At 32.6% G+C, this 8,921-nt stretch carries 5 protein-coding genes and 1 pseudogene; 5 read left to right on the plus strand and 1 reads right to left on the minus strand.

The features are described 5' to 3' along the window. Positions 1-92: 92 nt before the first annotated feature. The 5 genes from FYJ26_RS07550 (at position 93) to FYJ26_RS07570 (ending at position 7,437) form a co-directional block, all read left to right on the plus strand. The gene (locus FYJ26_RS07550; RefSeq protein ID WP_154541178.1) at positions 93-911 is read left to right on the plus strand and encodes a pyruvate, water dikinase regulatory protein; all 819 of its coding nucleotides are present in this window, start codon (positions 93-95) and stop codon (positions 909-911) included. Next, on the plus strand, positions 908-3,538 hold the full coding sequence (gene ppdK / locus FYJ26_RS07555; RefSeq protein ID WP_154541180.1) for a pyruvate, phosphate dikinase: 2,631 nt from the start codon (positions 908-910) through the stop codon (positions 3,536-3,538). Before FYJ26_RS07550 ends, ppdK begins: the two co-directional genes overlap by 4 nt. Positions 3,539-3,719: 181 nt before the next feature. Next, a complete protein-coding gene (gene pflB, locus FYJ26_RS07560) occupies positions 3,720-5,969 on the plus strand; it encodes a formate C-acetyltransferase (RefSeq protein WP_154541182.1) in 2,250 nt (749 codons plus the stop codon). Between the two features lie 33 nt (positions 5,970-6,002). Then, entirely contained in the window at positions 6,003-6,755 is a 753-nt protein-coding gene (gene pflA / locus FYJ26_RS07565) for a pyruvate formate-lyase-activating protein (RefSeq protein ID WP_154541184.1), read from the plus strand. Between the two features lie 43 nt (positions 6,756-6,798). Further along, positions 6,799-7,437 (plus strand): Crp/Fnr family transcriptional regulator, encoded by a 639-nt coding sequence (locus FYJ26_RS07570; RefSeq protein ID WP_229771225.1) that lies wholly within the window; start codon positions 6,799-6,801, stop codon positions 7,435-7,437. A gap of 197 nt (positions 7,438-7,634) precedes the next feature. Here FYJ26_RS07570 and FYJ26_RS07575 read toward each other — a convergent pair. Continuing rightward, positions 7,635-8,805 (minus strand): annotated as a pseudogene (locus FYJ26_RS07575) (IS256 family transposase). Positions 8,806-8,921: the final 116 nt, after the last annotated feature.

The following is an 8,921-nucleotide window of genomic DNA, read 5'->3' on the forward strand; positions in this document are numbered from 1 at the left end:
TATATAAAAATAGAAAACGATTATTATGCTTGGATTTTTATAAAAAAATGCTATAATTATATTAGAATCTAATGTAAGGAGGTGGTAGCTTAATGAAGCTAAGTATAAATATTCTTTCAGATACTAGCGGATATGCAACTGAGCAAATTGTAAAAGTTTCTCTTAGTCAATTTGATGTTGATACTATTATAAATATATATCCTGATATAAGAGATATTGATTCTTTGAAAGATAACTTAGAATTTATAAGAAAGACTAATGAAAACTTTTTCATCTACCACTCATTTCAAGATTCACAGATGAATGTGTATATCAATAACTTTTGTGAGCTAAATAATATATCATATGTAGACATTACTGGATATTCTATAAGGAATTTATCAAAAAAACTCAAACTAAAACCTAAAAATAGGTACTCTAGCCAAAGTCTTTATGAGAGCATTCACTTTAAGACTATGAATGCTTTTGACTTTGCCATAAAATATGATGATGGTAAGGATTTTAGATCACTAAAAGCTTGTGATATAGCTATTATTGGAGTTTCTAGGTCATCTAAGACCCCCCTATCTATCTATCTTGCTAGTAAGGGTCTTAAGGTATGTAATATACCTATACTATTAAAGGCAAGCCTACCTAGAGAATTATTTGAAATAGATTCAAATAAGATTTTTGGTCTCACTATAGATGAGAATAGGTTAAAAAGTCTTAGGGAAGAAAGACTGAAAAGTTTAAATATCTTCAGTGAAAGTAAGTATTCAGATATTAATGAAATAAGAAAAGAACTTAAATATGCTAAAGATATTATGGATGACTTATCTTGTAAAATTATAGATGTTACAAATAAGTCAATAGAAGAAACTTCTGATATCATAGTTAATACGTTAAATGAATACGAAAGGGGAAAAAAATGACAGAAAAATACGTATACAATTTTAACGAGGGCGACAAATCAATGCGCTCATTACTTGGTGGTAAGGGCGCAAATCTAGCAGAAATGACAAATATGGGCATCAATGTACCATATGGTTTCACAGTTTCAACAGAAGCTTGTGCAAGATTTTATAAGGAAGATAAAAAGATTTGGGACAGTCTAAAAGATGAAATCACAAGGCATATCAAAGACCTTGAAGAACACAATAAGAAAACCTTTGGTTCTACCGAAGACCCATTATTAGTATCAGTAAGAAGTGGTGCTCCTGTTTCAATGCCAGGTATGATGGATACAATCTTAAACCTTGGTTTAAATGATGATGCAGTTATAGGCCTTAGCAAAAAAACAAATAACGAAAGATTTGCTTATGATTCTTATAGAAGATTTATACAAATGTTTGCAGACGTTGCTATGGGAATTGATAAAAATAATTTTGAAAAAGTACTTACAGCCAAGAAAAGAGCAAATGGTGTAAAAGAAGATACTGACCTTACAGCAGAAGATTTAAAAGAGGTTGTAGAAAAATACAAGTTAGTTTATAAAACTCTAAAAGGCGAAGACTTCCCACAAGATCCTAGAGAACAGCTTGATGCGTCAATAACTGCAGTATTTGCATCATGGAATAACGAAAGAGCAATCCTTTATAGAAAACTTAATGATATTGATGATTCTATGGGAACCGCAGTAAATGTTCAATCAATGGTATTTGGTAATATGGGTGATAATTCTGGTACAGGAGTAGCTTTCTCAAGAAATCCAGCTACAGGTGAAAACAAACTATTTGGTGAATACTTAATAAATGCTCAAGGTGAAGACGTAGTAGCAGGAGTTAGAACACCTAAAGAAATTGCCACCTTAAAGGAAGCTATGCCTGATGTCTACCAAGAATTCTATGACACAAGCGAAAAACTTGAACAACATTACAAAGATATGCAAGATATGGAATTTACTATACAAGATGGTAAATTATATCTACTCCAAACAAGAAATGGTAAAAGAACTGCTCAAGCTGCAGTAAAAGTTGCTGTAGATATGGTTCATGAAGGTCTACTCGATGAAAAAGAAGCAATTCTTAGGGTAAATCCTAAGGACTTAGATGGAATCCTTCACCCTACCCTATCTCAAAAAGCAATAGATGAAAATACCCCAATTGCAAAAGGTCTTGCAGCAAGTCCAGGAGCTGCTGTAGGTTATATTGCCTTTACAGCAAAAGAAGCTAAGGAAAGAGCTGCTAAGGGTGTTGATGTAATTCTTGTACGTGAAGAAACAAGCCCTGAAGACTTAGAAGGCATGGTATCAGCTACAGGAATACTAACTGCAAGGGGTGGTATGACAAGCCATGCTGCCGTAGTTGCAAGAGGTATGGGAAAATGTTGTGTATCTGGTGCCCATGATATAGAAGTTATAGAAGATGAAAGAGTTGTATTAGTTGACGGTAAAGAGTTGACAGATGAAAACATAATCTCTATAGATGGTTCTACAGGAAATATCTATCTAGGAGAGCTTGAAACACAAAATCCAAAACTTGAAGGTGACTTCGGTGAATTTATGGGTTGGGTTGATAAGTATCGTGATATGAAAGTTAGAACAAATGCCGATACACCAAATGATGCTAAACAAGCCCTCGAATTTGGAGCAGAGGGAATTGGTTTATGTAGGACAGAACATATGTTCTTTAAAGCTGATAGAATCTTCCAAGTAAGAAAGATGATTCTAGCTCACAATAAAGAAACTAGAAAAGAAGCCCTAGATAAAATTCTTCCAATGCAAGAAGATGACTTCTATAAAATCTACTCACTCATGGGTGAAAGACCAGTTACAGTAAGACTATTAGATCCACCTCTTCACGAATTCTTACCACGTGGACAAGAAGAGATAAGAACTCTAGCTGAAGACTTAAATATGGAAATAGCTCAAGTTAAGAAAAGGATATTAGACCTTGAAGAAGTAAACCCAATGCTTGGATTTAGAGGACTTAGACTTGGGGTAAGATACCCAGAAATCTCAAGAATGCAAGCAAGAGCTATAATTCAAGCTGCTTTACATTGTCATGAAGATGGAATTAAAGTTGTTCCAGAAATAATGATTCCACTTTCATCTGATGCAAAAGAACTTTCTTATGTAAAAGAAGAAGTAAAAGATGAAATTGAAAAAGTATTTGAAGAAAAAGGTAAAAAAATCGACTATCTACTAGGTACAATGATTGAAATCCCAAGAGCTGCCATAACAGCTGATGAAATTGGAGAAATAACTGACTTCTTCTCATTTGGTACAAATGACCTTACACAAATGACATTTGGACTTTCAAGAGATGATGCTGGTAAATTCTTAGACTTATACCTTGATAAGGACATCTTTGCAAAAGACCCATTCCAAGTACTAGATCAAAAGGGTGTTGGTTTCTTAGTAGAAACTGCAGTAGAAAAGGGCAAAAAAGCAAATCCTAACCTTCACTTAGGTATATGTGGAGAACATGGTGGAGAGCCAACTACAGTTAAATACCTATATGGAGTAGGACTTGACTATGTATCTTGTTCACCATTTAGAGTTCCTATAGCAAAACTTGCAGCAGCACAAGCAGCTATAGAAAATCCTAGGAAAAAATAATATAAAAAAGTAGATGAAAATCAATTTTCATCTACTTTTTATTACTCTCTAAAATTCATTATAAATTCATAAAAATTTTTATTATGTGATTTAAATCACTGACTTAACTCTCCCCTTCCTTATATAATTGACATATAAATAAAGAAACTATTTAAATTAACATAAATTATAGGAGGCTACAATGAAGGCATATGAAAATTTTAAGGGTCAGATTTGGAAAGACGAAATAAATGTTCGTAATTTTATCCAAGAAAATTACACCCCCTACGAAGGTGATGAATCTTTTTTAGTAGGTATGAGTGAAAAAACTAAAAAACTTCACCATATAGTTGATGAAATGATTAAAAAAGAAGTCACTGAAAATTATAGAAATGCTGATACTACAAGATTTGCAACAATAGATGGATATGACGAAGGCTACATTGATAAAGAAAATGAAGTTATATTTGGTCTTCAGACAGATGAAGCTCTTAAAAGAATTGTAAATCCATATGGTGGATATAGGATGGTTGAACAAGCACTAGATGCTTATGGTCAAAGTATGGATAAAACTTTAGAAAAAACTTTTAAAGAATTCAGAAAAACTCACAACCAAGGTGTGTTTGATGCTTATACGAAGCAAATTAGAAAGGCTCGTTCAGTAGGACTTTTAACAGGTCTTCCAGATGCCTATGGACGTGGTAGAATAATCGGTGATTATAGAAGAGTAGCTCTATATGGTATGGATAGACTAATTGAAGAAAAGATAAAAGACTTAGATAGACTTCCTATAAGTGAAGAAGATATAGAAGCTTCCATTAGACTTAGGGAAGAAGTTTCTGAACAAATTAGGGCTTTAGGTAAAATTATCAATATGGCAGATAAGTATGGTTTTGATATAAGAAGACCAGCTGAGAATGCAAAAGAGGCTGTTCAATGGCTATATTTTGGATATCTTGCTGCAGTTAAAGAAAATAATGGTGCTGCAATGAGCCTTGGCAGAAATACTACATTCATAGACTGTTATATCCAAAGAGATATGAAAAAAGGACTAATTGATGAAAAGATAGCTCAAGAATTAATAGATCAACTTGTTATTAAACTAAGACTTGTAAGACACTTAAGAACACCTGAATATGATGAAGTGTTTGGTGGAGACCCAACTTGGGTTACAGAATCAATCGGTGGTATGGGACTAGATGGGAGAAGTCTTGTTACAAAAACAGCCTTCCGCTTCCTTCACACCCTTACAAATCTTGGTCCATCTCCTGAACCAAATATGACTGTACTTTGGGCAAAAGATTTACCAAAAGCTTGGAAAAATTACTGTTCAAAAATGTCAATTAATACAGATTCAATCCAATATGAAAATGATGATTTGATGAGAAATATGTATGGTGATGACTATGCTATAGCATGCTGTGTATCTGCTATGGAAGTTGGAAAAGAAATGCAATTTTTCGGAGCACGTGCAAATCTAGCTAAATCACTCCTCTACTCTATAAATGGTTCAATTGATGAAAAGAAGAGAAATAAGGATGGATCATTTATAAAAGTATTTGATGATGTAGAAAAAATTGAAGATGATTACCTTGACTATGATAAGGTAATGAAAAACTACAAGAAAGTTTTAGCGGAAGTTGCTAAAATGTATATAAAAGCTTTAAATACTATTCACTTCATGCATGATAAGTACGCATATGAAGCTGGACAAATGGGTCTTTTAGATACAAAAGTCAAGATAAATATGGCGTGTGGAGTTGCGGGTCTTTCAATTGCTGCTGACTCACTTTCAGCCATAAAATATGCTAAAGTTAAGCCAATAAGAGATAAAGATGGTATAGCGGTTGACTTTGAGACTTTTGGGGACTTCCCTAAGTATGGAAATGATGATTCAAGAGTTGATGATATTGCTGTAGAAATTTTATCCTATTTCTCAGATGAACTTAAAAAACACCCAACATATAAAAACGCCCACCATACCCTATCTGCCCTTACAATCACTTCAAATGTAATGTATGGTAAAAAAACTGGTTCCACACCAGATGGAAGAAAAGTTGGTGAACCATTTGCCCCAGGTGCAAACCCAATGCACGGACGTGATGAAAATGGTGCACTTGCATCTCTTAATTCTGTAGCTAAACTTCCATATGAGTGTGTTTGTGAAGATGGCATTTCAAATACTTTTACTATAGTTCCAGATGCCTTAGGTAAAGAAAATAAACAAAGAGTAGAAAATCTTGTAAATATAATGGATGGCTACTTTGGACAAGATGCCTTTCATTTAAATGTAAATGTCCTTCAAAGAGAAAAATTGATGGATGCTTACAATAATCCGGAAAAATATCCAAACTTGACTATTAGGGTTTCAGGATATGCTGTAAGATTTAATAGGTTAACAAATGAGCAAAAAAGAGAAGTTCTTCAAAGGACATTCCACGATATAGCTTAAATATATTAAAATAAAAGATAAGGAGAGGACAATATGCTAAGATTACATTCTATAGAGACTATGGGACTTGTTGATGGACCAGGAATTAGAACTATATTTTTCTTACAAGGTTGTCCTCTTCACTGTATTTACTGTCATAATCCTGACATCCAAAATACACTAAAGGGTAAAGAAGTAAGTGTAGACTATCTTGTAGAAAAAGCAAAAAGAATGAAGCCTTATTTCAAAAATGGTGGCGGTGTAACTATTTCAGGTGGAGAACCTCTTATTCACGGAAAAGACTTAATCAAATTGATAGATAGTCTACATAAAGAAAATATCCATGTATGTCTTGATACATCAGGAATTGGAAATAGTAATTACTACGAAGAAATAATAGATAAAGTCGACCTTATACTTTTAGATATAAAACACTATAACATCCTAGGTTTCAAGGAAATGGTTGGATTTTCAAATGATAAGCTTTTAAAATTTATAGACTATATAAAAAACTCCTTTACCCCTATTTGGATAAGACATGTCATGGTCCCAGGCTTTACTGATAGCAAAGAAGATATGGAAAACCTTGTCAAATTCATTCATCCAATAAGTAAAAATATAGAGAAAATTGAAATTCTACCCTACCACACCCTAGGAATAAAAAAATATGAGGAAATCGGAAAAGACTATAAACTAAAAGGTGTTGAAGCAATGGATAAGAAAAAAGCTAAGTCACTTGAATCTTACGCTAACTCTTTGCTAGAATTGTATAGAAAGGAAAGCGTAAAAGAAAAAACGCAAAAGTGATAAAATGAGCCTTGATTATGGAAAAATTGACTTATTTAATTTTTTGACAAAAAAAGAACTTGATAGACTTTCTAAAGATGTTAAAATAAAAGAATATAAAAAAGGAGAAACTGTTTTCTCTCCTGGAGATAAGCCAGAAAAAATGTTTGTAATATATGAAGGTTTTATAAAAATATTTATGCTAATATCAGATGGACGCGAACAAATTCTATATATTTATGGCAAAGGTGAATTTGTTGGAGGACACAACATGTTGAAAAACGAAGATTATATATATCATGGTCTTGCTACAAGTGATGTCAAGATAATTGAGCTTGATAAATATGACTTTAGTGTACTTATAAACAACAAGATTTTTCTTAGAAGACTTATAGACCAATCTTATAAGAGAATAAGAAAAAGTGAAAAACTCATAGATAGACTTATTGTAATAAATGCTGATATGAAAGTTGCAAAGCTATTAATTGATTTAATTGGAATCTATGGAAAGATTAAAGCTAATGGAACTATTCTACTTGATACAAATATAACGCGCCAAGAGCTTGCTTCATACGCAGGTATATCAAGAGAAACCATGTCTAGAAAATTATCTTACCTTGAGGATATGGGAATCATAGATTTAGAAGATAAGGGAAAAATCCTTATAAAAAATATGAAAGAATTAAGAAAGTTTACTCTTTAATAAGAGGGTCGGGTCTGTAAATAGTTTTATGTATCAACCTGACTCCTGATAAAAGGGTAAGGGTTGATACAATTTTTTATGTATCAATCTCTGTCCATTCCTATAGGATGGAGCTTATTTTAATTTTATACGAACTGAATAAACTGTCAAATTTTCATGAAAATTTCCAGCTGATTTTATAGTTTTTTTACCTGTTTTTAAAACCTCCCTTCAAAAAATATTGATAATTGGGATAAGATTTGATCCCAGCCACGAATTCTACTTGTCCATTTGCTTGAGGCATATACCATTGCAAGGTACAAGCTTTTTTGTAGTGCGTAGTCATTTGGAAATATTGTTTTATTTTTGGTTACTTTTCTCAGTTGTCTATTGAAGTTTTCCATCACGTTTGTTGTATATATTAGTTTTCTTATTCCTTCTGGGTATTTGAAATATGTGAGAAGTTTAAGTCCAGTTATTTTTCCAAGAGCTTACACACATTGGGTATTTTTTATCCCATTTTTCTTCAAATATTCCTAGGTTTGTTAAAGCTAGTTCTTCTGTTGGTGCCTTGTATACTGCTTTTAAGTCTTTCATTAATTCTTTTATATCTTTGTAGGATACATATTTTGTTGAGTTTCTTATTTGGTGGATTATGCATTTTTGGATTTCGGCTTTTGGGTATACTGCTTCTATGGCTTGGCTAAATCCTGGAAGGTTGTCTGTTGAGAATATTAATACATCTTCTATCCCTCTTTCTTTTAGCTGATTTAATACTAAGAGCCAATATTTGCTTGATTCGTTTTCTCCTACCCACATTCTTAGTATTCCTTTAAAGCCTTCTAGATTGTAGCCTAGGGCTATATATACTGCTTTTTTGACTACTATGTTGTTTTCTCTTACGTGATAGTGTATGGCGTCTAAGAAGACCATAGGATAGATTTTTTCTAGTGGTTTATTTTGCCACTCTTCTATGGTTGGTAGTATTTTATTGGTTATTTTACTTACCATTATTTCTGATATTCCAAAACCATAGATATCTTTGATGTGACCTGATATGTCTCTTGTTGTCATTCCTTTGGCATACATTGATCTTATCTGATTTTCTATGTTTGATATGTCTTTTTCGTATTTTTTTAATGATTGTGGTTCAAGTGTTCCTTCTCTATCTCTTGGTATGTTTAATTCTATGTTTCCGTAAGATGATCTAACTGTTTTTTTACTTGCTCCATTTCTTGTATTTATGGAAAGTGGTTTTTCACCATATTCATAGTCTAAATGCTTATCTAATTCTGCTTTTAAAAGCTCTTGTATTGTATCGCCTAAAAGATCTTTTAGTGCTTCTTAAATATCTTGTGCACTTTGAGGCTGATATTCTTCAATTAACATCTTAGATATTTTGTTTAACTTTGTTTCTGTTTTTTTCTTGGCATAAAAATTCCTCCTGGTTAGTTTTTCTTTACCCTAATCAGGAGGTTTCTATACACAAAACTTTACACAGTCTC

Source organism: Anaerococcus porci, assembly GCF_009696575.1.
GTDB lineage: Bacteria > Bacillota > Clostridia > Tissierellales > Peptoniphilaceae > Anaerococcus > Anaerococcus porci.

Bases quoted from the DNA above. Each gene is read 5' to 3' on its own strand.
- FYJ26_RS07550 (WP_154541178.1), top strand. From the start codon at position 93: ATGAAGCTAAGTATAAATATTCTTTCAGATACTAGCGGATATGCAACT.
- ppdK (WP_154541180.1), top strand. From the start codon at position 908: ATGACAGAAAAATACGTATACAATTTTAACGAGGGCGACAAATCAATG.
- pflB (WP_154541182.1), top strand. From the start codon at position 3,720: ATGAAGGCATATGAAAATTTTAAGGGTCAGATTTGGAAAGACGAAATA.
- pflA (WP_154541184.1), top strand. From the start codon at position 6,003: ATGCTAAGATTACATTCTATAGAGACTATGGGACTTGTTGATGGACCA.